This is a genomic window from Robertkochia marina (assembly GCF_004799345.1).
Taxonomy (GTDB): Bacteria; Bacteroidota; Bacteroidia; order Flavobacteriales; family Flavobacteriaceae; genus Robertkochia; species Robertkochia marina.
Genome location: NZ_SSMC01000001.1, coordinates 642706 through 668531, shown reverse-complemented (window position 1 = coordinate 668531; position 25826 = coordinate 642706). Strand labels below are relative to the sequence as shown.

Here is a 25826-nt window from a genome sequence, read left to right as displayed (position 1 = left end):
AATGATCTCTCTGAGTGGTGGATCTTTGCTATTACGTAGGAACTTCGAATTTGTTATGAATTCAATACTGTAACGCGGAGATCGCCACGTCACCCTGGAGGGTGCCTCGCGAAGACGAAACAGAAATTATCCTCCAACCCCATCTACCATGTACCATCTATAATTTATAATCCCTTCGTACGTACCTTAAACTCACCGGATCGTATCTCTCTTCTCCTCCGGGACCTTGGGCTGTCCGCGCAGTTGTTTTATAACTTCAAGCCTTAACCGATCCATCTCTTCCAGCATTTTGTCGATCTCGTCTTCATCGAGATCCAGAGAGTCGCTTCGCAGGAGATCTTCGAACTCTTTCATTGAAAAAGGTTGTGAATACAACTCCGGATTTCCTTTTGAACCGAAGATCTGTGAAAAGAAAGGATCGTTATCAAAGAATTCTGCCATATCCCTGCTGATAGGTTCCAGGATCCCGGGGATCTCTCCAAATAAGCTGTCGAGCATTTCCTGGTCGTAGGGTGCCACGGCACCATCTGCCGACCAGCTGTACACCGAATCATAGCGGATCAGGTTGCCGTTTTCATCGTATTCTTTGTTGACTTTCCAGGCTCCATGCTTGTCCTTCGGCTCCTGGGCCTGAAGGGTCCATATACTCCCCAAAATAAATAGTGATAAGATGATGGTTTTCATTGTTTTTTGATTGTAAGTGATTGATTATCAAAAATATGAATTTTTTAGGGATGTGGGGGGACCGAGCAGTCATGAAAGGTTCGGTGAACCTTTCATAGTGAGGGGCCAGCCGGCGGGCGGGCTAGAACCTAGAGTTCGAGGTGCGAGTTTCAGGCTGGAGTTGGAGTATTGAATTAGAACGTCTTTGCGAGATCGCTGAAATTTAATTTCTAGTGTAGGATTATGACGAATAATAGTATTAATAATAATAGGCTCCTTCCCCTAGTTAGGGGAAGGTGGCGCCGCTGTAAGCGGGGTCGGAAGGGGTTGTTTTAAAAGGGCTAAATACAACCCACCCCGTCTCGAGACTTTGTCTCTATTGCCCTCTCGCCTGCTGGCTCCTTCACTAAAAACAGCCGCTGGCTGTTTTCTGAACGATCGGCCCTCTGACTAGGGCGGGGAGCCTTTCCTTAAAAACTATCTTAATAAAGATTTAAAATCCGTCAGCGGTAGCTTTGCCCTGCAAAGCGTGGCAACCTGCCTGGCATGCAACGGCAGACAGGTCTCCCAAATCTGCCTCCAACCATTTCTCACATGGAGGAAGGTTACCAGGCCTTCCCTGCGCACCGCCTGGCCCCTCGCTATGAAAGGTTCACCGAACCTTTCATGACCGCTCGGTCCTCCCCACATCCCCCTTTCCCTTTTTTTTTTGTATTTTAAAAAGCAACCTGCCATTTCGCTTACAGGTGTTCCTTAATTCCTTGGCTTCTGTTAAGAAGCAGCCTGTTGTAACTTTAATTTTCTGCCCTCCCGGACCCATATACCCATCGCTGCTATGGATAACCTTTGAAAAAGAAAGATCTATGGCTAAAAAAGTAACCCGAAGCACGCAGTCAAAATCCATGTTCGGATTTGAAGTGAACCCTCCCGTATTTTTTATCTCCACTATAGTGATCGTCCTTGCCATTGCCCTGACCCTGATCTTCCGGGAATCGGCAGAAGGTTTTTTTGCTGATGTGCAAAGCGGGGTGGCCAATTATGCAGATTGGTTCTTCATTATTTCGGTAAACATCTTTTTATTATTCCTCATCTACCTCGCCCTTAGTAAATACGGCACTATGCGGTTGGGGGGCGATATGGCGCGACCTGAATTCAGCACCGGCTCCTGGTTTGCTATGCTTTTTAGTGCCGGGATGGGGATCGGTCTTCTGTTCTTCGGAGTGGGAGAGCCCGTCATGCATTTTCAGAATCCGCCCTGGGCTGAACCGGAAACGGCTGAGGCCGCTACCCAGGCTATGAATTTCACTTTTTTGCATTGGGGCTTTCACCCCTGGGCCATCTATGCCCTGGTCGGACTGGCTCTGGCGTATTTTACCTATTCCCGCGGACTCCCCCTCACCATACGGTCTATATTTTACCCCTTTCTGGGCGATCGTATCTACGGGATCATAGGCGACATCATTGATATTTTTGCGGTATTGGCAACCCTCTTCGGGCTCGCCACCTCTTTGGGGTTTGGAGTGCAACAGATCGCCTCGGGGCTCAACCATGTGTTTTCAATGCCTAACGGAATATTCACCCAAATGATCCTGATTGCCATCATCACCGTGATCGCTTCCACCTCTGTGGCCCTTGGAGTCGATAAGGGTGTAAAGGTGCTCAGTGAATGGAATATGCGGATCGCGTTTTTCCTGTTGATCCTTGCCTTAGTCCTCGGTCCGACGATCTACATCCTAAGATCCTTTATTGAAAATACGGGGAGCTACCTGTTTAATTTTCTTCAGATAGCCACCTGGGGAGAAACCTTTAACGGCACTACCTGGCAGGACAACTGGACCGTCTTTTATTGGGGATGGTGGATCGGTTGGTCGCCCTTCGTGGGGATGTTCATCGCCCGGATCTCTAAAGGGCGTAGTGTTCGCGAGTTTATCCTCGGGGTACTGCTTGTACCCTCCCTGGTGACCTTCTTCTGGATGTCGACCTTCGGGAGCTCGGCTATCAAGCAAACCATGGACGGGAAATCGGAACTTGCTGAAGCCATCGATGCTGATATTGCTACAGCCTTATTTGTGTTCTTCCAGGACTATCCCTTAACCATTGTGATCAATGTGGTAGCTGTACTGCTAATCGCCGGGTTTTTCGTTACCTCTTCCGACTCCGGATCCCTGGTGATCGATAGTCTGACCTCCGGAGGTAAAATAGATTCCCCGGTAGCCCAGCGTATCTTTTGGGCCGTGGTAGAAGGTGCGGTAGCGGCTGTATTATTGCTGGGAGGGGGGCTCCAGGCCCTGCAAACCGCTACAACGGTAACCGGGTTGCCCTTTGCGGTCATCCTTCTGGTCATGTGTTACTCCCTGCTGAAGGGCTTGCGGGAAGACTGGCGAAAACTCCAGCAAAAACGATCCCTGAAAGAACAGGAGAATTACGAAGAGATCATATCGAAGATCATAACAAAACGCAGTACATCAAAAAAACCAAAACCATTCTCTGATGAAACCAATTAAGAATATCCTTGTCGGACTGGACCTTTCTGAGATGGATGAGGTGATCATCCGCTACACCTCCTACCTTTCTGATCAACTTGGGGCAGAACATGTAGTTTTTGTGCATAATATCAAAAAATACGAGGTGTCTGATCTGTTTAAGGAACAATTAAAAGGTGTTGAGCTCGATGAGATGATCAGTGAAGAACTCGATGAGCTGGTAGCACAACATTTCAAAGCAAAGGCAGAGGCCGAAGTGTTGATCTCAGAAGACCCCTACACCGAATCGCTGATCAATTATGTGGTACAACGCAATTATATCGACCTGGTGGTGGTGGGTAATAAGAACAGTCATGTGGGCAGCGGAATTATTCCTGATAAGCTCCTGCGGATGGTTAAATGTGATATTCTATCCGTTCCCCGGGAGGCGGCCTATTCCATGGCCACCGTGTTTGCCGGAACCGATTTTTCATCAGAATCAAAAAAGACCTTTGAATTGGCCCGCTACCTTCAGGATCATGTAGGTTCAAAGGTCATTGCCGGACACGTATATAATGTACCCATCCAATTTTCACCCTACCTCGATAAGGAAGAAATGGTGCCAAAGATCGAGAAACACGTCAAAGAGAAGTTTGATAAGTTTCTCAAAAGAATCGATATGCCTGACCTGGAGACCCGCATCGTTCGCGGACGAAACACCCGGGTAGCCCAAAAGATCGTCGAGGAAACGGTGAAGGCCAATGCTGACATACTCCTGGTAGCCGATAAAGGAGGTAATATCTTCTCTTCCCTGCTGATCGGGAGTGTCACCGATGAGCTGTTCAGGAGTGTGTTGGAGATTCCGCTGTGGGTGGTTAAGTAGATTATAGATTGTGGATGGTAGATGGTAGATTTTTCTGAAGGTTATTGAAACCCGGACTTCTCGTGGAGAAGGATTACAATTAAAAATTATATTAAAATGGGCTCCTTCCCCTGGTCAGGGGAAGGTACTCTTGCTGCAAGCGAGAGGGGAAGGGGTTGTATGTGAGCTTAATTTAAATCAACCCGCCCCGTCTCAGGGTGCCACCCTGATCGCCCTCACGCCAGCTGGCTCCTTCACTAAAAACAGCCACTGGCTGTTTTCTTAACGTTCGGCCCTCTGTCCAGGGTGGGGAGCCACATTTTATATGTTTCTTCAACGAGAATTTAAATCCGTACAGTGGTAGGCGGCCCTATTGGCCGACGTGGCAATCTCCTGAACCTTCCTAAATTCCTTCCACCATCGGAGTTAATTTTGGAAACACTATTAATCCCCTCCTTGGAAAGGAGGGGTGGCCGTAGGCCGGGGTGGTTCGATTCAGGTTACCGAATTGGATGAGGGCTTCTTCCTGAATGCCAGTTTAAATCTGCAGACTGTAAACTGCAGACTGAGCACTGAGCAAACTGTAACAAATCTCCTCTAAGAACTACTAATAAGCACATCAATCAAAGATCACCTTCATGAAACTATTTTTTGTAAACACCCTGTTGCTTTTAGCCATTCCCCTATGCTCTTTTGCACAGCAAGACCTGGAAGCTGCCATTAAGGAAATGGACCGCCTGTATTTTGAGGCTTATAATACCTGTGATATGGAAACCCAGGCCGACTTTTATCACGAAGAAATAGAGTTTTATCACGACCATACCGGGCTAACCACCGATAAGGCTGCCATTTTGAAGTCGACAGAAGAAAATATATGTGGTAAAGTTTCCAGGGAATTACTCGAGGGGAGTATCGAGGTAACTCCCATTCCCGGGTTCGGGGCGGTAGAGATCGGAAAACATTCCTTTATCAACCATATGGAAGGCGGCAGCAAGTCTGAACCCAGTAAGTTTGTTATTGTCTGGAAAGACACCCCCGACGGCTGGAAGATCTATCGGGTGATTAGTTTGCATTGAGCAGTTTGCAGTTTGCAGGGGGAATATTCAAATTCCGAATAGAATAACTTTGTACCCCGAACCCTGTTATCGATTACGGGAGATCGCCACACTTTGCAAAGCAAAGTTCGCGAAGACGAATATTTAGTAACTCGTACCTCGTACCCCGTAACCTGTTAGCGATTCAGGAGATTGCCACGTCAGGGCTTTGCCCTTCCTCGCAATGACAATACTGCATAACCGCATACCTGCCTACCGGCAGGCAGGACCGCATAACTGTCTAACTATTTAGCATTGGATATCAAAAAATCCAGCAACGCATCGATCTCCTTCCGGGTTAGTCCGTCTAATAAGCCCGGGTACATCATCGATTCGGGATAGAGTTCGGTGTCGGCGATCTCGGTAGTGGGTATTTTCTTGATCTGGTTGCCCACCAGCATGAGCTGGAGCTCCTCTTCGTTTTGGGTGATCACACGACCCAATTGAACCTCGCCATTCTTCATGGTGATCTTAGAGGCAAAAGATCCGGGTTTGATCCGCCTGGAGGGTTCTCTTATTTCTTCTTCCAGCTCTTTCCTGTTGTAGAACAGGCCAATATTTTTTAGGTCAGGGCCCAACATTTCTGTAGTACCGTCTAAAGAATGGCAAGCAGCACAGGCCCTGGTATTAAACAAAATCCTGCCCTCTTCAATGCTGTTGGCGTCTAAATCTGTTGACGCCATGGAAAGACCCTCCCTGGAGTCAGGGATCACCCATGAGGCCTTTTTGATCTTGTAGATGGCTCCGTCCAGCGAATCGGTTTTCTGGTACCAGTAATCAGTGACTCCAACACGGGAGGCATAGAGTTCTCCTGATTCTGAAAAGGTGATGTTGGATACCTTGGGCAGGTTGGTAATGATCTCTTCCTTCACTGTAGGGTTGCCGTTTTCATCCTCCACAAAATGAATTCGGGCAATAGCACCTCGCTCCCAGTATTCCCCGGGACCGTAATAGGATACGTATAATTCTTCCTTTCCGTTCTCTTCATGAAATAAGAGATCTGATGGCGCCACTTCGGTTTCCAGGTAGGCCATGGTGGGTACTTCTTCCTGCTCCCCGTATTTGGTGGTGTTATGACCGTAAAATCCGCCTTTCACATATTTCAGAAATTCTTCTCCGGAATTTTGTCCGCCCTGGTTGTCTACCATATATAATTCTCCTTCAGCATTAAAATCCATTCCGTGTACAGACCGCAATCCGGTGGCCAGCTGCTCGTACTCTTTTCCGTCAGGGGATATTTTCAAGAGACTTCCTCTAAGCTTTTCCGGATCCGGACTCGCTCCCGGGTTCCAGGAATCGGTGGTCAGGATACAATACAGCCATCCATCCTCGTCGAAGTTTAGACCGGAGGTCCATTCATAGGGGTGGTCGCTGTATGGGATCTTATCAAAGAACACAAAGCTGGTATCGGCCACAAAATCGTGATCGGTATCCCTATACACCCGTATTTGCTGTGGCAGACCCACATAGAGGTCCCAATCTTTAAATACCATCCCGGCAGGGGTGCGAAACCCATCCTCGCTGACATTACAGAAAAGTTTGGCGGTATCCTCCAGTCCGTCCCCGTCGGTATCTTCCAGGCTGTAGATCTCCCCGGTGAGATTCGCACCGAAGATGCGCCCTTCCGGTCCGGTCTTCAGCACCCCGGGATTCCAGATCTTAACGCCATTGTTGATGGGCAGCTTGATCACCGCCAGGGAATCATAGACCCGAATGGTCGAATCTATATAGGCGGTCAGTAATTTTTCTTCATCGGTGGGGGCGTTTTTAACGGATTGCCTGCAGGCGGACAACAGAACTACCATTGTCAGGCAGAGTAAAAAGGATTTCATTTAATGGTTGGTTTAGTACAGTCACTTAAAGTTAGTTTAAAATATTTAAAATGAGGTGGTTGAGGTCGGACTTGTCTTGTCAGAATGGGGTTTTAAAAAAGGTCCCAAAGTCCAAAAAGTATAACTTTGTACCCCGTACCCCGTACCCTGTTAACGATTCAGGAGACCTGTCTGCTGTGGCATGCCAGGCAGGTCGCCACGATTTACGTTGTAAACCTCGCGAAGACGAATATTTAGTAACTCGTACCCCGTACCTCGTACCTCGTACCTTATATGAAGATCGACGAACTCATAGCAAAAGCCCAATCCCTCGAAAAGCCGGGAGCCATTACACCCGAACAGGTAGAAAAAGCATGGAATGATCGGTATATGGCGATAACCTCAAAAGAAGAAGCCTTTTACTTTCTATGCTGCATCAACCTGCTCAATGCGGCTATTAAACGAAAGGTTTTTAAAAAAGAGATCTATTACGGGGGCATCAAAAAGCCGTTATCACTTTTTTTGCTTCAGCTCATAGAATCGGAGGGGCAATACGTTGATGATTTCTATTTAAATCCGGAAGAAGGTCCTTGTCTCTACATCGAGCTTAACGGGCTCCAGTTCACCTTTCACAATGTGAACTCTAAAGAACCGGTGGTAAAAGAATTCATGGAAAGCGAGGGTAACCAGATCAAAGACTGGAAAGGTATTCGCCTGCAATGGGTGGCTGGGGAGTTGTTTGAGATTGCGAGGGAGAGAAATAGTTCGAGGGACGAGTTCGGAGTTTGAGTTTAACTGAAAACCGAAAACTATCTGCAAACTGCTCACTGCAAACTATCAACGGCAAACATTATTAATATACTGGTAATCCAGAACGTACTCCTTGTGGTAATCCACTAAAAAGCGGCCGGTACTGAACTGGCAATTAAATTCCAGGGCATCACCTTCGTCGAGCATATGGAAATCTTCTTTTGGCAATTGTGCGGGGTCACAACTGATGGGCTTGGAGAAATCTTCCAAACGGTTTTGGGCAATGGCATTCACCTCACTCTTAATATCCTCAACGAGTTTTTCCGAATCGAGTCGGCTTAGCAGGGTTTCATCAGCAATAAACTCAAGATCTCTTCCGATCACCTTTCCGCTACGGTATACAGAAGCGCTGTCAAGAGTGTACTCTCCGCGGAAAAAAGTATGTACATAGGCGATCTTTACAAAATGATCATCCTCTTCAAACCTTGCATGGGTATATTCCGGTCTTATCTTGGTAGAACCGGCGGTTACCAGGAAAGAATCTATGGGCAGTTCGCGGGTGTCATACCAGATCTCATGCTTCTGATACTCGTATCCTTCAAAGGCTTCACCGTTAGTATTTGAATCATTTTCCAGGCAATTCGTGTACATGGTGGCCTCTTTGGCTACATAGTGAAAACCGTTACGCTCCCTGAAAAAAGGAATTTTGTATTCTTCCTTCAGGTTCCATTTTCCCTGGTATTTATAGCAAGGGTAATAACAATCTTCCGGAAGTTCTCTCAGCTTTACATAGGGGTTGATATAATGATTCTCAAAACTCCACTTTAACATGTCGAAGCGAGAAGACACCTGAACGGTGGGTTGATCTTCCAGTTTTTGTGGATTACTGAAATGTGAAAGTCCGAAATAGATGGTGCTGGATGCAAGGATAACAGCGACCACTGAAAGTACTAGTGAAAGCCCTTTTTTATTCTTTTGGGGTTTGTAGGAAGTGCCCGGAGCAATGCCTTCTTTTTCTTTGAGGCCAATTAACTCCAGGGAGCGCTCTACGTTTCTCACCGCTCGCTTGAATTCCCCTTCTGAGGCGGTACCATTAATAAGTCTTGAAAATTGTGAATCACTATAGAAAAGGTCGCGTGCGATCTTCGAATTACTGGTCGATTCGAATTTGTTCTTTTCCTGGTTGAAAGTACCGTACAGCTGCTCCAGCAACCTGATGAAATTCAGGTGCAAATCTTTAAGATTTTCGTAATCCTTCATAGTGGTAAGTTCAGGTCATGTCTACCGCAAATATTGGTAAAAATTGGTAAAAATTGATAAAATTTTTTAAAATACGATTTGTAAGGGGGCAATTTTATATAATTGGCAAAATTATCATGAATTTTTTGCGGTATTCCTGTGATAAGGAATCGATATTTCACCAGAAACTAAAACCTAATTACGAATGAAATTTTGCCTAAAAAAGACTTTCCTGCTGCTTGGGATCTTGATATCCCACATCAGTTTTGCCCAAAATCAACAGATCATAACGGGTACGGTCTATGATGAAACACAACTTCCCATCGCGGGCGTGAGTGTAATGGAAGAAGGAACCAGTAATGGTACAGCTACGAATTTTGATGGAGAGTTCTCTATCACTGTTTCCGGATCTGACGCCAACCTGGTATTTTCTTATCTTGGTTTTAAAACGCAAACGATTGCGGTAAGTTCCATTAACGGACCTTTAAATGTCGTTTTGACTACAGATGTAACCACCCTTGAGGGTGTAGTAGTAACCTCTCTTGGTTTTGAAGAGAGCAAAGATGAATTGGGATATGCGAACTCTACCGTAGGAGGGGAGGCGATCGCCCAGTCCGGAGAGGCAACCCTTGTAAACGGACTCTCAGGAAAATCTTCCGGGGTGCGTATCTCAAGAAACTCTGGTGATCCCGGTGCCGGTTCATACATCCAGATTCGTGGTATCTCTTCGATCACCAGAAACAGCCAGCCGCTTATCGTGGTTGACGGGGTGCCAATCAGTAACGATACCCGGGGGAACAGTGATCGAAGCGGGGTGTCTCAGCAATCACGTTTGAATGACCTTAACCCGAACGATATTGAAAGTATGACGGTACTTAAAGGTGCTTCTGCTGCGGCTCTTTGGGGTACCAAAGCACTTGGTGGGGTAATCGTGATCAAGACCAAAAGCGGTCAATTCAATAAAAAACTCTCTGTTTCTTACCAGAGCACCTACTCTATAGACGAGATCAACCGTCGTTATCCGCTGCAAACCTTATACGGACAAGGAGATAACGGGGTTTATAATCAACGAGCCAGGGATTCCTGGGGAGACCTGATCTCGGCCAGAGCCGGTGGGCAGGATGAATTGAATATTTCCGGAGAATTCTATGTAGATCAGGACGGACGTGTATACTATCCTATCATCAATAAAAATTCTCAGACGATCTATGACGATTCGAACTTTGACCAGGTGTTCGGAAACGGATATTTCTGGGAGAACAACCTTAGCCTTAGCGGAGGTAATGAGAATACATCCGTTTTCTTCAGCCTTGGTGACCTTGATCAACAAGGAGTTATCAGAAATAATTCAGATTACAGAAGAACAACGGCGCGTTTTAACGCAAAACACATCTTTACAGATTGGCTGAAACTTAGGTTCAGCTCTAACTATACACATACGGAATCTAACCGAATTCGTAAGGGGGCAAGTTCTTCAGGTCTTTACCTGGGACTTTTAAGAACGCCTGCCGATTTTGATATCTCAGGATATCGCGGAGATTACTACAGCTCTTCTGATGCTTCTCCCGTGCCTAACAGACATCGTTCATATCGTGAACCGCTCGGAGCAGACGATTCTGCAACCTATAACAACCCTTTGTGGACGATCAACGAGCAGGAAAACCTGGCTATTGTAGATCGTTTTATCTCCAACTTTGAGCTGACAGCCTCGCCTACGAAATGGCTTGATCTGATCTCTCGTGTGGGGATGGACCACTATAGTGAGCGTCGTTCGCAATTCCTCACTCCCGGATCTGCTGCAGGGGAGTTCCGTTCAGGGTATCTTGACCAGGAGCTGGCCACCAACACCATTTTTAACATGGACCATATTGCCAAGGCGTCTTTCGAATTCAATGACGACCTTAACGGTTCGGCGCTGGTCGGGTTTAATTATAATGCCAGAAACAGAGTGGTAAATGGTACCACCGCCACTAACTTCATTCAGTTTGTAGATGTTGCCAGCGGCATCAGGGATATTGACAATTCATTGCCTGAAAATATTTCTCCTCAGAGTTCCTTCGGAAGAGAGCGTACAGCGGCGGTATATTCGTCACTGACCCTTTCTGCCTACGATATGTTCTTCCTGAACGGAACCATGAGGGTAGAATCTGCCTCTACATTTGGTAGTGCAAAGAACAACACCTTCGGTTTTCCTTCAACCTCCCTGGCATGGCAGTTCTCAGAATTGTTTGATGACAACTACGTGTTCTCTTTTGGTAAATTGAGAGCGTCATACGGAGAGGTAGGGGTGCAGCCTGCACGTTATAATACCTCTAATGTATTTGTATCGCCAACCTATGGCGATAACCTTGGAGGTGAGCTAAACCTGGGGCTTTATGGAAATGGAGGATTTGTGCCAACAGCCAACCGAGGTAATGAGTCACTAAAGCCTGAGCGCAAGAAAGAACTGGAATTCGGTACCGACCTGAGATTCTTTAACAACCGTCTTTCATTGAGTGGTACGTATTTCCAAAACGTAACTGAAGATGTTTTACTACCCTTCCCGGTAGCGAATTCAACAGGATACGCTTCTATTTATGATAACGGGGCGGAGATAGAAAACAAAGGTTTTGAATTCGATCTAGGATACCAGATCCTTTCAACAAACAATTTTACCTGGAACATCAACGCCAACTTTACAAGGGTGCGTAATGAGGTAACCGATCTTGCCGGGATCGAATCTCTTGACTTAGGAGGTCTTGATGCTGTAAGCTCAAGAGCCGTAGAAGGACAGCCTTTGGGTGTTCTTTGGGGTTCAAGAAGCCTGAGAGATGAGCAGGGGAATGTGGTATTTGATGAATACGGTTTCCCGGTTCAGGACCAGACAGAAGGAATTATCGGTGATCCGAACCCTGACTGGCAGGGAGGTGTAACCAGCTCTATGAACTGGAAAGGATTCAGCCTGTCAGTATTGTTTGAGACGTACCAGGGAGCTGACATCTATGCCGGAACCAAATCGGTACTTCGCGACCTCGGGCGTTGGGAAGACACCGGGAACACGGTGACCGCTACCAGAAACTATTTTGAATCAAACGGAAATATCATCAACATCGGAGAAACTTTCCGGGGTAATGTTGGCGACTTCGGAGCCGGGCCTGTAGCGCTTACCGAGGTATGGTATAACGGAGAAGGAGGATTCTTCAGCGGAGGAAACGATGAACTTTATATTGAGGATGGTTCATGGAGCAGGATCCGGGAGATCGCCCTGGCCTATAACTGGAATTCTGAGTGGCTGAAAAGAACGACCTCTTTAGAGTCGGTACGATTCTCAGTAACCGGAAGAAACCTCTTCCTTTGGTCTGAATTCGAAGGGAATGACCCTGATACGAACTTATCTGGGGTAAGTGCTGCCCGTGGTATTGATTACTTCAACAACCCGAGTACGAAGTCATACCTGTTTAGTTTAACCCTCAACCTGTAATACGAAAAAGCGATGAAAATGAAGTCTATATTATATACAGTAGGAGCCGCATTAGCCCTTTATTCCTGCAACAACACCGTAGGAGATATTAATGACGACCCAAACAGTTTAACCTCCAGTACCTACGAAAGTATTATTACAGGAGCTGAGGTTGGTACTGCCATTCTTCATTCCGGAGAAACCGCTCGTAGAGCAGGGATCTTTGCCGGACAATTCACCGGGATCGACCGCCAGCATGAAGGATTCTCCAATTATACCGTAGTGGCAAGTGATTTTGATCCGCTGTGGTACAATGCCTATGTGAATACCCTTCGTAATGCCCTGGAAGCAGAGACTGCTATTCGTGAAGACGGAGAAGGAGCACCGATCGCTTTAGGGATTTCTCAGGTATTGCAGGCTAACGGATTTGGAACCGTGGCCTCCCTCTTCGGAGATATACCTTTTGAGGAAGCCGGACAGGTAGATATCTCAGATCCGGTATATGAAGATCAGGTGGAAGTGTACAGTAAGGTGCAAAGCCTGCTCGATGCCGCGATTGCTAACCTGCAGCAAGGTACCGGTCGTCCTGCAACGGGATCCGACATCTATTTTGACGGAAATCCACAGCAATGGATCGCTACTGCCTGGACCCTGAAAGCCCGTTTTTATATGCATACCAAGCAGTACGGACAGGCTTACGCTGCAGCCCGGAACGGGATCAGTAGTCCTGAAGACAATATGTCTTCACCACACGGTACTGCACAGGATGACAGTAACTTGTACTATCAGTTCTTTGCGGTAGAAACCCGTGGGGCCGACCTGGTGGTTTCTGATTTTATGGCCAGTCTTATTGAGCCGGGTGCAGGGAATCCTATTCCGGGTAATTACCGCGGAAATGCTAAAACCAATGAAGCAGGACGTTTTAACTACCTGCTTACCAAGAACAGTGTAGGTATTCAGCCAAATTTCAATAATGGATATGCTGCCCAGGAAGCTTCGGCTCCGGTGGTCACCTTTGAAGAAAATATGCTGATCCTGGCTGAAGCAGGGTTAAGAAGTGGCGGATTTGATACAGGGTTGACCCACCTTAATGAATACAGAGCCTACCTGAACGGAGGGGGATATATGGCCAACGCAGATGCTGCCGATATTTTGTACGAAGCCTATGTGGCAGACGACTTTGCAGCGGGCGGCATGGAGAACACAGACGGAATTAGCGCTACAGATGCCTTGTTAAGAGAGATCCTGGAAGAGCGATATGTTACCCTTTTCGGGCAGGTAGAGCCTTTTAATGATACCAGAAGAACCCTGGGGGAAACCAATGTAAGGGTAGCAGTACAGCCTAATACAGGCAATCAATTGCCACAGCGCTTCCTGTATCCGCAGTCGGAAGTAGACAGAAATGAGAATACACCGACCCCGATCCCGAATTTCTTCGAACCCACAGACGTAAATCAATAAAAATAAATAGTGCAACGAATGCATTTTATGACACATGTTCTCAGGAAAATCCTCAGCCTGGCCATGCTCGTTCTTATGATCGGGCAGGCCAGCGCCCAGGATGACAAAGCTGAAAGAATGCTTTTCGTAGGAAACAGCTTTACCTTTTTTTGGAATACCCCTCAATTGGTAGAAGCCATGGCTCTAGACCAGGGCGTTAACCTCGATGCTTATCAGAGTACGGTTGGAGGCAGTAACCTTCAGCAACACTGGGAAGGAGAGAAAGGTACCGTTACCCGCAAACGACTCGATGAGGAGCAATGGGATGTGGTGGTACTTCAAGGTTACAGTACCAGTGCCATTAGTAAGAAAGAACGCCTGCACACCTTTGGCGGGAAATTCATTGATGAGGTACGCGACAAAAAGGCGGAGCCTGTATTGTATATGACATGGGCTTATGACTCTAACCCGTTAATGCAGGAAGAGATCGCTAAGGAGTACCTGGCGATGGCCAAAGAATATAAGGTAAAAGTCATTCCGGCCGGACTGGTTTGGCAAAAAGCAAGGACCCTGCGTCCGGACCTGGAACTGTTTTTTGACGACAAACACCAGTCGCCCGACGGGACCTACCTCAATGCCCTGTTGATATACAAGACACTTACAGGGAAATCGGTAGCCGAGATTCCTAATCGCTTATATACCACTACTGCAGACGGTGAGAAATTATACCTCTGTTTTGTATTGCCCGAAACCGGGAAGTTTTTGAGAGACCTTGTTGAAGGATTTGATGTTGAGAAATACAATTTCACAAATTAATGAAGGAGAGTAAAAAGAAAGTATTTATACTATTAGGACCCCTGTTGTTCCTGGCCTTACAGGCTATGGATGCGCCGGGAGGAATGCCTGAGGCGGCCTGGGATGTGCTGAGCGCGACCCTATGGATAGCCGTATGGTGGATCACAGAAGCAGTGCCAATTGCGGTAACCGCTTTGCTGCCTATCGTACTGTTTCCCCTTACCGGGGCACAGGACCTGGCCAGCACTACAGCCTCTTATGGACACAAATATATCTTCCTCTATATGGGAGGATTCATCCTGGCCATTGCTATTGAAAAATGGGGATTGCACAAGCGTATCGCCTTGCATATTATCAAATTGATCGGTACCAATGTCACCCGCATCATTCTCGGGTTTATGGTGGCCACAGCCTTTATGAGCATGTGGATCTCAAATACAGCCACCTCCGTAATGATGCTGCCAATTGCCATGTCGATCATCAGTCAGTTGAAGGATAATCCTGAAACCGAAGCCGATGAGAACCTGATCTTTGGGAAGGCACTGATGTTAAGTATAGCCTATTCGGCCTCGATCGGTGGGATAGCGACGCTCATTGGAACGCCTCCTAACCTGGTGCTTGCCGGGTATGTGCAGGAAGTATATGATATTGAGATCACCTTCTTCCAGTGGTTGAAGTTCGGGTTACCGATCTCTGTGATCTTATTGGCCATTTCCTGGTTTTACCTCACCCAAAGGGCATTTACCTTTAAGCAAAAGGAATTCCCCGGAGGAAAGGCAGAGATCAAGAGACTGATCGCTGAACTCGGCCCCATGAAAAGAGAAGAAAAAGTAGTGCTGGGGGTATTCGTGCTTACAGCCTTCAGCTGGATCACCCGTTCTTTCCTGTTGCAAAAGTTCATGCCGTTTATCGATGATACCATTATTGCCATGTGTGCAGGGATCCTGTTGTTTGCCCTTCCGGCAAAAAAATCAGGAAAGCGACTCATTGACTGGGAAGAGGCTGTGAAGATGCCCTGGGGGATCATCATCCTTTTCGGAGGGGGTATGGCCCTTGCTGCAGCTTTTGAGTCTTCAGGACTTGCGGTATGGATGGGTAATAGCATGACCCTGCTGCAATTCCTTCCATTAATGATCCTGGTAGTACTGATCATAGCCAGCGTTAATTTTATTACCGAAATGACCTCCAACCTGGCAACCACGGCCATGTTGCTGCCCATACTGGCCCCCGTGGCTGTGTCATTGGGAGTCAATCCATATATCCTCATGGTGGCCACTACCGTGGCAGCCTCCTGCGCCTTTATGCTTCCGGTGGCTACGCCCCCTAATGCAGTGGTGTTCGGTTCAGGATATTTACGCATCCCTGATATGCTGCGAACGGGAATATGGATGAACCTGATCTCTATCGTGCTGCTTTCAGCCTTTGTGTATTATGTGCTACCGGTGGTATGGGGGTTTGACCCCCTGGAACTGGGACAGGATTTTGTAAAGGCAATTAAATAACAACTGGAAACTAATTAAAACTGAGATATGAAAAAAACGTCTAACCTTTTAAAGTACATTTTCCCGGTATTCGTGCTGGGGATGTTTACCCTGATGATATCCTGCGAAGATGATGATGAAACTGTTATCGACGACAGTAAACTCGTATTCATGCAGGGAGAGATTAACGGAGCTAAATTTGAGAACGGAACAAAGGATGTGTTGACCAATGTGGATATTAACCTCATCTTTTCCCACCAAATGGAAACCCCGGCCGTACAGGAGGCCCTGAGTATTACCGGTGGTAATGGGGCGGCCGATTTTGATGTGGCCTTTGCCAATTCGAATTCTGCACTGCAAATAAGTAGCAATAAGCAACTGGATTATGAAACCGCCTATACCATTTCCCTCCCCGCCGGGGTATATGGTTCAAATGGAGAAGAACTGAAGCAAGACTTCTCGATCGCTTTTACTACCGAAGCCTTTACACCACCTCAGGTTTCACTTTCTGCAGATGCCATAGAGATCGATGAGAACGGAGGAGTAGCCACCATCACAGCCAGTCTTGATAAGCCAGCCGACCAGGATGTAACCATAGAGTTCTCAACAGGAGGTATGGCAACCGTTGATACTGACTATATCCTTGATCCGCTTTCTGTGGTGATCCCTGTCGGATCACTGGAGGCCACAGCTACTGTTACCTCAAGACTGGATAGCGAGAGTGAGGTAAATGAAGAGATCGTGATCGGAATTGCTTCTGTAACCAATGCAGAAGAAAGCGGCACACAACAAGTATCTATCCTGATCATTGATACCCCGGCACCATTAATGCTGAAAGGAGTGATGGCCATGACCTGGGATGGTTCAGGAACCAACGATGGTAAAGCCATTCACCTGGTTGCCAATGAAGATATTGCCGACCTAAGTGTATATGGACTCGGAATTGCCAATAATGGAGGAGGTACCGACGGACGCGAATTAGACCTGCCTGTATTAAGCGTTAGCGCGGGAGATCAGATCCTGGTAGCTCGTGAGCCAGCCTTGTTAGAAGCGTATTTCGGGGCATGTTTTGCCGAATTTGATCATGTGATCCCGGTATCTACTGCGGTTACTCAGAACGGAGATGATGCCATTGAATTATTTAGCGGTACCGATGTGATTGAGACCTACGGTGATGCTGATGTTAGCGGCGCCGGACAGGACTGGGAATATACCGGATCTTGGGCCTATAAGTTGGATGGAGAATGGATGACCGGAGGAGTTGGATGTACGGTTGGTTCTATGACCGATGCTGCTTCTTCATGCCAGTATCCGCTATGTGGCCCTGCCGTAACACTTCAGGGAGTATTAGCCCTTACCTGGGAGACCAGTGGTACTAATGGAGGGAAAGCATGGCACCTGAAGGTTATGAAAGATGTAGAAGACCTGAGCATTTACGGAATCGGAGTTGCAAATAATGGTGGAGGAACCGACGGTCAAGAATTTACCCTGCCTGCCGGACCTGCTAAAGAAGGAGATAATATTCTTATCGCCAGGGAACCAGGAACCATTTCAGCATACTTTGGTAACTGTATCAATAGCTTTGACTTTGTGATCGATTCACAGGATGCTGCTAACCAGAATGGGGATGATGCCATCGAACTGTTCGAGAACGGTGTTGTTATTGAAACGTACGGAGATGCCAACGTAGACGGTACCGGAGAGCCTTGGGAATACTCAGGAAGCTGGGCCTATAAAGTAGGTGGTGCCTGGACCACAGGCGGACTGGATTGTGGAGTAGGATCTACCTCTACGCAATCATCTGCTTGTCCGTATCCGGAATGTCAATAGTTTAAAGTTCAAATTAGGAAAGGCCGGAGAATTTTAGTTCTTTGGCCTTTCTTTTCTAAACAAACCCTGGAATGACTATGATGTATAGACCGATGAGCCTGCTGTTGTTATTAGTGCTGTTGATGGGATGCAGCTCAGGTGGTGGCGATGATGCCCCTGAGGCGCAAGTATTAACCCTAAATGGGACGCTCTTGAATGGAGCTTCAGTGAATGGGAGCCCAGCAGATATTCCTTTGAGTACGACCCTTGAGATGCGTTTTTCAGCCAGTGTTGACCGGCAGAAATTCGAAAGTTCTCTGAGTATAACCGATAACAACGGAGCCATACCTTATACCGTGAATTACGCCAATGCTTCGGCTACAGCGGTGATCACTCTGGGTGAACTTCAGCCGATGACCCAACACACAGTACAATTAATGTCGGGCGTCATGGGAGCCGCCGGAGAGCGGTTGAACGATGGGGTGAGCTTTACCTTTACCACCCAGGCCGGCAACAGTTATACCGCCTGTACCACAGGATCGGTGAACTGTTTGAGAAGCTATACGCTGAATGTGGGTGGTACTGATTACGGATTTGACTTTTACAGTAACTACGATGTGTTGTCAGACCCTGAATTTGTCTGGGAAGGTATCGAGAATCTCATGGTGGTGGTGCACGGTCAAAACCGCAATGCTGATGAGTATTTTCAATTCATGAACCAAACGATTTCCGGAACTTCTCTTCAGGGGAATACCCTGGTGGTAGCCCCTTACTTTAAAGAGGAGGCAGCCGCAGAAGGCAATGAATTATTCTGGGGAAGCTCCTGGCGTTTTGGTGGCAATGCAGGCAATGTGGGCACAGCGATCAGCTCTTTTGACGTTGTCGATGCCATGATCACTGCTTTCAGTAATTCATCGCAATTCCCCGATAGGAAAAATATTTTCGTAACCGGCCATTCATCAGGGGCCAGCTTTACTCATTACTACAGCTTGTCGAGCGATATAGCTGATGTGTTACCGGGGGTTAATTTTGAATACAGTGTTTTGAACAGCCAGTACTTCTTTTATCCAACAGACCGGAGGTATGATGAAGACACCAACAGCTTTGAAACGCCTGCCTCCTGTACAGGATTCAACAGCTGGCCTTATGGCTATAATTTTGTTCCTGAATACGTAGAAACAACCTCGGATAAGAACGCCATGGTGCAGCGATTAGGTGCTATGAATATGGTGTTGTTTCACGGACAGAATGATACCTCAACAACCGGCACGCTAAATACTACTGACTGCGGTGCAGTATTATTGGGTAGCAACCGCCTGGAGCGAGGTCGTAATTACGACAGATACCTCAACACCTATTTCCCCAATAACAATAGGGATCTCATTGAAGTGCCTAATACAGGGCATAATGCAGCCGGCATGTATGGCTCACAGGAATTTAAATCCTACCTGGAAGCTAGAAATAACTAAGAATACCCTTTGCAATACCTATACTAACTATGAAAGGCCCGGAAGTTACTTCCGGGTTTTTTTATGGAGTGTTGTGGGATTTTTGTCTTCGCGTGGTTGCCTGACGGCAAAGGTAAAGTGGCAAAGGAGCCAAGGAGCAAAGATTTGTTTAGTACCAAATGATTAATGATTCGTCTTCGCAGGACCGAGCGTAAAAAAATGGTTCGGTGAACCATTTTAGCGAAGGAGCCAGCTGGCGCGCTGGCAAAAGCAAAGTGTGGCGATCTCCCCAAAATTATAACAAGAGTCAGAAGGTGACCGGGAAAAAATAAACAAGCCCGAAATTTAGTAGTAAAGAGTCTTTGCTCTTGCATACTTCATCTTGTGGCTTCGAGTCACCTCGAGTGATCCCGCTCGCGGGATTGTATCGAGAGGCTTGTCGTTCGGAAAACGCAAAGATGGCAAAGGAGCCAAGTAGCAAAGTATAGTAATCTCCTGAAAGAGGTAACAGGTGACAGGTAACAAGTAACACATGAGAATAGTGAAATGAGAAAAAAAAAGTTAACCAGCCTGAAATTTAGTAGCAACAAGTCTTTGCTCTTTCTTCTTGATTCTTTCGTCTACGGTGCTTACCGCACCGTATCCAAAAAAAACCTATCTTAGAACAACCTCAACCTGCACCAAGTCAGTGAATAAAACTTTAGCCATGTCTAAACACAACCTAACCTATTTCGTCATCGGAGGCTTCCTGCTCTATGGTATCCTGAGCGGACTTATTCTATTCAGTTATCATACCCGCACCGAAGCTTTGTTAGAAGAACAGGAACGACTTTCTGAAAGCAACAAGGAACTCAATGAGAAATACGAGAACTTGCTCCAGGTGGTGAATAAGACGCAAGAGCCATTGGAGTCCGGTTCTGAAGAGGAATAATTATGAATGATGGATTATGAATGATGAATGAATCGTCTTTGCGAACCCTGCGAGGGCAGGGTGTGGCAATCTCCTGAAAAAAGGTACGAGGGTACGCAGGTACGTAGGTACGAGGGGTAAAGTATGAATAATGAACCTTCTCGTCTTCGCGATGGCCTGCATCGTAGGCCAGTGGCGATCTCCCAGTTCCACCACCGAATTTAAACTACGACTCCCGACTCTTTAATGACCAACTTGTGATGCAAGCCCATTGGCACAGCAGAACAAGAATTGGGAATTAATCCCGCTATAGCGGGATCACTCCCTAACCTATCATCTACCATTTACAATCTATAATTTTTTAAGAACCGACTGTCTTTCCGAGTTCAAATGCAACTGCAACACATCCGGCCTTGAATAATGTCCTGACTGATCAAAATTCTGTCGCTCTTCGAACACTCTTTCTATCGAGACCTCGGTGGTAAACAACCCTTCTTTGTCAATCACAGGTTCCAGCACCCATTCCCCATCGGGGCCGGCCACACAGGATCCTCCATTGGCGGGATGATCCGGGAGTACCTTTAACAGCTCCTCGTAATAAGGTGTTTCTTTTGGGATGTCTTTTTTGCAAAGGAGTCCGCTGACGGACACTACGAAAGAGCGGGATTCTTTGGCAATAAACCGGGTGATATCATTGGTATTGCTGAGGTTGCCCGGCCAAACAGCCACATGGAGATTCTCCCCCTGGGCGTAGAGGGCTGCTCGTGGCATGGGCATCCAGTTCTCCCAGCAATTGAGTCCGCCCACGGTAAATTCTTCCAATGGGTGTGTTTTTAGTCCATGGCCATGCCCCGGCGACCAGGTGAGTCGCTCCTCGTAGGTGGGCTGCAGCTTTCTGTGTACCGACTGAATCGTGCCAGAGGCGTCGATATACACCAACGAACAGTACACGGAATGGCCACCCCGGTCTTGCGGACGCTCAATGATACCCAGGTAAACCGCTGTGCCGGAAGCTTTGGCAGCCTTACATACCGGATCCAATTCTCCATTCTCAATACAAACTGCATTTTTGAGGTAGTGGGCATGGAGTTTTTTATTGTGTTCGGCCTCGAATTCGGCCCCCTTAAAATGCGCCAGCCAAAAGGGATATCCCGGCAAGAGTCCCTCCCCGAATACCACCATTTTAGCCTTTTCCTTTCCGGCCCGGTGAATGTAATCCACCACCTTTTCCAAGGTCTTTTCTTTGTTAAGCCATACCGGCGCTATTTGTGCGAGTGCGAGTTTCATCAGCGGTTATACAGTTATGCCCACCTACGCTAAAGCTTCGGTGGATGATACGGTTACATGGTCCTGCCTTCGGCAGGCAGGTATGAAGTTACGAGGTTATGAGGGATAAATAAAATAGTCTTCGCGAGGTTTTTGAAACCCAGCTTTCTCGTCGAGGATAATGACGATGAATTTCTTTAATGAATATGCTTTTCTTGATTGAGCCATTGTTCATTTTGCCTTGATGCAAAACGAACCAAAAAATCAAGAATATTTGAGGCAATTTCTGCTCCGCAGAACCGCTGCTAACCCTGCGCTACATGCTCCGCACTTCCGCTTGGTTTACAGACTATTGCTGCAAATATTCGTTCCTTCCAAACCAACATCCCAAATAGGATTAACTGGGTTAAATTCTTTCTAAGAATTAATAGCCGTCCTCAGGTTCTGGCAGGCCAGGATCCGCTTGATGAAGTTGCCGTGAAAAGCCAGGTGCTGTTTAAGCCACGCTGCAGGCGTGGTGAGTTCAGCTGGCTTAGGCAACGAATCGCTAGCGGATGGCCGAAGAACCAGGACTAGACTTTTTTGTTACTTTTTTGGGCAATGCAAAAAAGTAAGGGCTAATTAATCATGAGAAGTCAAATTCAAATCCATCAGCGGTAGGAGCAAAGCGACGTGCCGAGCTCCTGAAATTTCCTGAATGCCTATACGTAACCTAATACTCCTTACCGCTTTCTCTCTTTACCCCATCTTCGATTTTCCTTTTGGGTGGTAACAGGTGACCATGCCTACGGCTTGGCAGACAAGTAAAAAGTGATAGAGGTGAGTTTGAGATGTCGAACCTGACTGCCGTTAGGCAGGTTTGATTTTTGGAATTTGCCGTAGGACTACCTTGGCGATTTACTGAAGAAGTAGTAAATCTGGAAAGACGGTTAAGATATCCCCAAAACAAAAAGGTCCCATGCTTTCAAAAAGCACAGGACCCTTATATTTTTTGATTATTGGCGATCTCCCAAATCTACCTCAATGACTTCCACCACCTAAGTCTAATTTGAAAACGTTATTACCCTCCCCTTTTTTAAGGGGAGGTGGCGCAGCCGGAGGGGTTTAAGGAGGGGTGCCCCGAAGGGGCGGGGTGGTATTACCAAACTGTAATCCTCTCCTCCTCCGGCAAATACATCTCATCTCCGGGCTGTACGTCAAAGGCCGAATAAAAGGCCGCGGTGTTCATCAGCGGACCGTTCACCCTCCAGATCGGTGGGGAATGTGGATCGTTTTGTATCCAGTATCTCAGGTATTCTTCCTTCATTTTTACCCTCCAGATCCGGGCGATGGAAAGGAAGAAACGCTGGTCGGGGGTAAACCCTCCTATTTTGGCAGTGTCTTGTCCCTGTTCCGTCATTTTAAAGGCATCATAGGCAGCAGCCACGCCGCTCACGTCGGCGGTGTTTTCGCCAACCGTCATCTTTCCGTTGATGTGAAGGGTGTCGAGTACGGTGAAGGTGCTGTAGAGGTCGGCCACGGCTCCGGTTCTTTTCTGAAACTGCTCATAATCTTCTTCCGTCCACCAATTCTTTACATTCCCGTCTTTGTCGTATTGGGCGCCCTGGTCATCAAAGGCGTGTGAAAGCTCATGGCCGATCACCATTCCGATACCCCCATAGTTCAGGGCGTCATCTGCTTCATAATCAAAATACGGGGGCTGCAGGATACCGGCCGGGAATACGATCTCATTGGCACTCGGGTTGTAATAGGCCGTTACTGTAGAAGGGGTGGTATACCATTCACTTCTGTCTACAGGCTTCCCTAATTTATCCAGGTTGTATTGCCATTGATTCGCGGCAGCAGCGATCACATTTTCGAGATACTTGCCAGGTTGGATCTCCACCTGGCTATAATCTCTCCATTTGTCTGGATACCCGATCTTTTTGGTAATGGCAAAGAGTTTTTCTTTAGCCTTCGCCTTGGTGGTGTCATTCATCCATTCCAGGTTGTCAATTCGTGCTTCATAGGCTTTTTGGGTGTTGTTCACCAGTTCCAGCATCCGCTCTTTGGCCTCTTCCGGGAAATATTTATTCACATAGATCTGCCCTAAAGCCTCCCCTAATAAATTGTCAATTTCTGAAGCGATCTTTTCACCGCGTTCCTGTTGTTCAGCCTGCCCGGAAAGTAGTTTGCTGTAGGCGAATTGTGCATCTACAAACGGAGTGCTGAGGTAATCGGCATAGTTGCTCAGGGTATGCGCATTCAGGTATACTTTCCAGTCCTCAACAGGGATGGAAGTCAACAATCCGTTCAGGGCATCGTAGTATTCCGGTTGCCCTACATCAATAGAATCGGTTGCTGCTCCCAGGTTGTTCAGGAATTCCTGCCACCCTATGTTCGGGTGTTTTTCTTCCAATTCAGTGACGGCAAATTTATTGTAATTGGCCTCCACGTCGCGACGCTCTACGCGGGTACGGTGGGCTTCGGCCATTTGCTTTTCGATGTTGTAAACCATTTCAGCCTGGTTATTTGCTGTGGCCGAATCACTCCCAGTCAACTCGAACAGGGTAGCCAGGTAGGTTTTATAGGCTTGCTGAATGCCTTGTGCATTCGGATCTGTATTAAAGTAATAATCGCGGTCGGGCATCCCGATCCCGGTTTGATAGGCATGGGCAATGTTCATGTTACTGTTCTTATCATCAGGCCCCACATAGAATCCCATGAATGAGGTATTATAAACTTTAAATTCATTTGCCACGAATCCCATCATGGAAGCTACATCGGTGATCTCATCAATTTTTGAAAGCACGGGTTGCAGGGGCTCATAGCCTCGTTGGTTAATGGTAGCCGTATCCATCCCGGAGCTGAAAAAGTCGCCTACTTTCTGGGCCATACTTCCTTCCGGGTTGTCTTGTTTAGAAACACTGTCCAGCAAATTCATCAACCGAATGCGTTGCGGAAAGTTCATAAACCGGTAAGCTCCCACCCCGGACTGCGATGGGGGTATTTGAACGGAGTCATACCAAATGCCGTTCACATGACGGAAGAAGTTATCGCCGGGTTTGATGGCTTCATCGATTCCTTCGATCATGACGACTTCCTTTTTCGTCTCAGGAGTAGAGCAAGAAAAGAGGGTAATGGCTGTAATAAACAGCAGTGCAAGATTTTTCATGGTTGGTTTTTCTTATTAAAGGCATGAAGTTAGGGATTTAATCTGAGTTAGTGAGTCGCGTTCCTTCGCTAAAGCTTCGAATCACGACGGAGTTCGAGGGACGAGTTTCAGGGACGGGCTGGGAGTATTGAATTAGGATGTCTTTGCGAGACCGCTGAAATTGGATTTCTTGTGGAGTATGATGACGTCATGAGGATTAACATAATTATGGGCTCCTTCCCCTGGTCAGGGAGGGCCAAGCGTAAAGAAATGGTTCGGTGAACCATTTTAGCGAAGGCGCCTGAAGGCGGAGGGATGCGCCGCTAGAAGCGGGCCTGCCTGCGGTAGGCAGGGTCGGAAGGGGTTGTAGGAGAGGTCAATTTGAATCAACCCGCCCCGTCTCAGGGTTTCACCCTGATCGCCCTCACGCCGACTGGCTCCTGCACTAAAAACAGCCACTGGCTGTTTTCTTAACGTTCGGCCCTCTGTCCAGGGTGGGGAGCCACAATTTATATACTTTACAACAGAGTATCTAAATCCATCAGTGGTAGCTTTGCTGTGCAAAGCGTGGCAATCTCCTCACTGGAGGTACGCAGCTACGAGGTTACGAAGGGAGTGAATAAATCGTCAAAGCACCCAATCCATAATCCATTGTATGCACCGAAGCATTGGCGAAGGTGTACCATCTATCATCTATCATTCATAATTCGGAAACCCCTGCCGATATAAAATCCGTAACTTACTGGTATTAAATCCATCATCTATGAAAACAAGAATAATAGTACTGTTGGTCCTGGTATTAAGCAGCACCCTCCATGCCCAGACCCTTTTGGGCGACCAGGCTGAGGGGGAGGCCATTCTCGCCACTATGAAGGACTTTTCCAGGGCTCTGGTTGCGGGCGACGGAGCGGCCATTGCAAAGATGTATACCAATGATGCCAGGCTTTTCCCTGTAGACCGTAAGATCCTGTCTGGACAAGAGCTGGTGCAATACTGGGCTCCGGAGAATGTTACCGGGGTGACTTCCCATCAGTTTTTCCCGGAAGAGATCAATGTCATGGGCGATACCGCATATGATTTCGGGTATTATTCAGGAACCTCGACCAACGATGCGGGAGAAGTGGTAACCTGGAAAGGCAAATACGTGGTGGTTTGGAAAAAGACCCCGGCAGGCTGGAAGATGTACCTGGACAGCTGGAACCGGGTGGTTGATGAGTAGGAGCT

The 25826-nt window shown here is 47.2% G+C and carries 17 protein-coding genes; 12 read left to right on the top strand and 5 right to left on the bottom strand.

From position 1 onward, the window contains the following. Positions 1-192 precede the first annotated feature (192 nt). A complete protein-coding gene (locus E7Z59_RS02745) occupies positions 193-684 on the bottom strand; it encodes a hypothetical protein (protein WP_136334756.1) in 492 nt (163 codons plus the stop codon). Positions 685-1526: 842 nt separating this feature from the next. On the opposite strand from E7Z59_RS02745, the gene E7Z59_RS02740 reads away from it, so the two are divergent. The 3 genes from E7Z59_RS02740 to E7Z59_RS02730 all read left to right on the top strand — a co-directional run bounded on the left by E7Z59_RS02740 (position 1527) and on the right by E7Z59_RS02730 (position 5063). Beyond that, complete coding sequence (locus tag E7Z59_RS02740) at positions 1527-3167, top strand: BCCT family transporter (protein ID WP_136334755.1); 1641 nt, start codon at positions 1527-1529, stop codon at positions 3165-3167. Continuing rightward, positions 3154-4008: a universal stress protein gene (locus E7Z59_RS02735; RefSeq protein ID WP_136334754.1), complete on the top strand. Its 855-nt coding sequence runs from the start codon at positions 3154-3156 to the stop codon at positions 4006-4008. Before E7Z59_RS02740 ends, E7Z59_RS02735 begins: the two co-directional genes overlap by 14 nt. Positions 4009-4625: 617 nt before the next feature. Further along, the gene (locus E7Z59_RS02730) at positions 4626-5063 is read left to right on the top strand and encodes a nuclear transport factor 2 family protein (protein WP_242015587.1); all 438 of its coding nucleotides are present in this window, start codon (positions 4626-4628) and stop codon (positions 5061-5063) included. A 263-nt stretch (positions 5064-5326) separates the two neighbouring features. Here the strand turns inward: E7Z59_RS02730 and E7Z59_RS02725 are convergent, their stop codons facing one another. Further along, positions 5327-6913 (bottom strand): DUF7133 domain-containing protein, encoded by a 1587-nt coding sequence (locus E7Z59_RS02725; protein ID WP_136334753.1) that lies wholly within the window; start codon positions 6911-6913, stop codon positions 5327-5329. A 273-nt stretch (positions 6914-7186) separates the two neighbouring features. Here E7Z59_RS02725 and E7Z59_RS02720 point away from each other — a divergent pair, with 273 nt between their 5' ends. Then, on the top strand, positions 7187-7681 hold the full coding sequence (locus tag E7Z59_RS02720) for a hypothetical protein (protein WP_136334752.1): 495 nt from the start codon (positions 7187-7189) through the stop codon (positions 7679-7681). Positions 7682-7729: 48 nt separating this feature from the next. Here E7Z59_RS02720 and E7Z59_RS02715 read toward each other — a convergent pair whose 3' ends face one another. Continuing rightward, a complete protein-coding gene (locus E7Z59_RS02715) occupies positions 7730-8902 on the bottom strand; it encodes a hypothetical protein (RefSeq protein ID WP_136334751.1) in 1173 nt (390 codons plus the stop codon). Positions 8903-9086: 184 nt separating this feature from the next. Here E7Z59_RS02715 and E7Z59_RS02710 point away from each other — a divergent pair, with 184 nt between their 5' ends. The 7 genes from E7Z59_RS02710 to E7Z59_RS02680 all read left to right on the top strand — a co-directional run bounded on the left by E7Z59_RS02710 (position 9087) and on the right by E7Z59_RS02680 (position 20224). Further along, entirely contained in the window at positions 9087-12341 is a 3255-nt protein-coding gene (locus E7Z59_RS02710; RefSeq protein ID WP_136334750.1) for a SusC/RagA family TonB-linked outer membrane protein, read from the top strand. A gap of 18 nt (positions 12342-12359) precedes the next feature. Continuing rightward, the gene (locus tag E7Z59_RS02705; protein ID WP_199287163.1) at positions 12360-13781 is read left to right on the top strand and encodes a SusD/RagB family nutrient-binding outer membrane lipoprotein; all 1422 of its coding nucleotides are present in this window, start codon (positions 12360-12362) and stop codon (positions 13779-13781) included. Positions 13782-13799: 18 nt separating this feature from the next. Beyond that, the gene (locus E7Z59_RS02700; protein ID WP_136334748.1) at positions 13800-14576 is read left to right on the top strand and encodes a DUF4886 domain-containing protein; all 777 of its coding nucleotides are present in this window, start codon (positions 13800-13802) and stop codon (positions 14574-14576) included. Next, complete coding sequence (locus E7Z59_RS02695; protein WP_136334747.1) at positions 14576-16057, top strand: SLC13 family permease; 1482 nt, start codon at positions 14576-14578, stop codon at positions 16055-16057. Before E7Z59_RS02700 ends, E7Z59_RS02695 begins: the two co-directional genes overlap by 1 nt. Positions 16058-16084: 27 nt before the next feature. Continuing rightward, a complete protein-coding gene (locus E7Z59_RS02690) occupies positions 16085-17866 on the top strand; it encodes an Ig-like domain-containing protein (RefSeq protein WP_242015588.1) in 1782 nt (593 codons plus the stop codon). A 77-nt stretch (positions 17867-17943) separates the two neighbouring features. Further along, positions 17944-19314, top strand: a complete 1371-nt coding sequence (locus E7Z59_RS02685) for an Ig-like domain-containing protein (RefSeq protein WP_168731226.1) — start codon at positions 17944-17946, stop codon at positions 19312-19314. Positions 19315-19999: 685 nt separating this feature from the next. Beyond that, positions 20000-20224, top strand: a complete 225-nt coding sequence (locus E7Z59_RS02680; protein ID WP_136334745.1) for a hypothetical protein — start codon at positions 20000-20002, stop codon at positions 20222-20224. 330 nt (positions 20225-20554) lie between these two features. On the opposite strand, the gene E7Z59_RS02675 is transcribed toward E7Z59_RS02680, so the two are convergent. Then, complete coding sequence (locus E7Z59_RS02675; protein WP_136334744.1) at positions 20555-21490, bottom strand: carbon-nitrogen hydrolase family protein; 936 nt, start codon at positions 21488-21490, stop codon at positions 20555-20557. Positions 21491-22607: 1117 nt separating this feature from the next. Continuing rightward, positions 22608-24623 (bottom strand): M13 family metallopeptidase, encoded by a 2016-nt coding sequence (locus tag E7Z59_RS02670; protein WP_136334743.1) that lies wholly within the window; start codon positions 24621-24623, stop codon positions 22608-22610. A 742-nt stretch (positions 24624-25365) separates the two neighbouring features. Here E7Z59_RS02670 and E7Z59_RS02665 point away from each other — a divergent pair. Then, positions 25366-25821: a YybH family protein gene (locus E7Z59_RS02665; RefSeq protein ID WP_136334742.1), complete on the top strand. Its 456-nt coding sequence runs from the start codon at positions 25366-25368 to the stop codon at positions 25819-25821. The last annotated feature ends 5 nt before the right edge of the window (positions 25822-25826 follow it).